The 1,216-nt window shown below is 77.9% G+C and carries 1 protein-coding gene; it reads right to left on the reverse strand.

Going from position 1 to position 1,216, the window contains the following annotated elements; all coding sequences use genetic code 11:
• Positions 1–1,141 (reverse strand): SWIM zinc finger family protein (locus ACJA3G_RS37240; RefSeq protein ID WP_406557431.1); only part of this gene is annotated, 1,141 nt, incomplete at its 3' end.
• Positions 1,142–1,216: the final 75 nt, after the last annotated feature.

Genomic DNA, 1,216 nt, shown 5'->3' on the forward strand with positions numbered 1-1,216 from the left:
GGACCCCTTCGTCCTGCTGCTGATGCGCGGCCGGGGCGAGCAGGAGACGCTCGCCGCGCTGGCCCGCCGCAACACCGCCCTGTCGGCGGTGGAGCGGGAGACGCCGGCGCCCGAACTGCCCACGGTCGCCGCCCGGGAGGCGGTCAGGGCCGGGGCGCGGCCCGAGCTGCCGCCCCCCTTGCCGGCCCCGGCGCGCGCGGGCCACCCGCCGGCCTTCCCCACCCTCCAGGGCGCCCCCGACCCGCTGGCGCTCGACCTGCTCGCCACCGAGGCGGCGGCCCGGGCGCACGCCCTGCTGACCACTGGCGAGGACCCGATCGCGTCCCTGTCGACCTGGCAGGACGCGGTCCGCCTCGCGGCGGCGCACCCCGGCTCCGGCGTGACCTCCACGACCCGGGCGCTGTACTCCGCGCTGTCCCGGGCCACCGGCCGGACCACCACCGATCTGGCCCGCGCGGTGGCGGGCCGGCAAGGGGGGCGGCAGCTCGGGCCGCGCCCCGGCCCTGACCGCCTCCCGGGCGGCGACCGTGGGCAGTTCGGGCGCCGGCGTCTCCCGCTCCACCGCCGACAGGGCGGTGTTGCGGCGGGCCAGCGCGGCGAGCGTCTCCTGCTCGCCCCGGCCGCGCATCAGCAGCAGGACGAAGGGGTCCTCGTCGAGGAGCCGGGCCGTCTGGTAGCAGAGCGCCGCCGCGTGCTTGCACGGGTAACCGTCGTCGGGGCAGGAGCAGTCGGGGACCAGGTCACCGGAGGCGGGCAGCAGATCGACCTGGTCGGCGAGGGTGTGCGGCAGGTCCTTGTCGAGCAGCGCGGCGATGTGGGAGGGGTTCTGGGCAGCCGTGTCGAGGAAGTCCTCCCAGGCTGCGTCGGGCAGGGTGCGCAGACGCAGTTCCGTACGGTACGGACGGGGGCGGGAGCCGTGCACGTACGCGGTGATGCGGCCGGGGGTGACGGTGATCGCGTCGACGTTCCCCGCCTGCGCGTACCTGCGGCCACGGGCCAGCCGGGCCGGGTCCAGGGCCAGGCCCTCCAGGGCCTCGATCCAGGCCCCGCCCCACCAGGTGCCGGTCCGCTCCGACCGGGCACCCAGGGCCGGGAAGGTGCGACGCCGGTCGTCGTAGCGGGTCGCCGGGAGCGGACTCATACGGGCCTCCTGTCGGCGGCGGGACCGGGCGTCGCGGGGCCTGCTGGCGCGGAGCCTGCTGTCGCGGAGTGGGCC

Source organism: Streptomyces sp. YS-3 (assembly GCF_045257485.1).
In the GTDB taxonomy this organism is placed as follows: Bacteria; Actinomycetota; Actinomycetes; order Streptomycetales; family Streptomycetaceae; genus Streptomyces.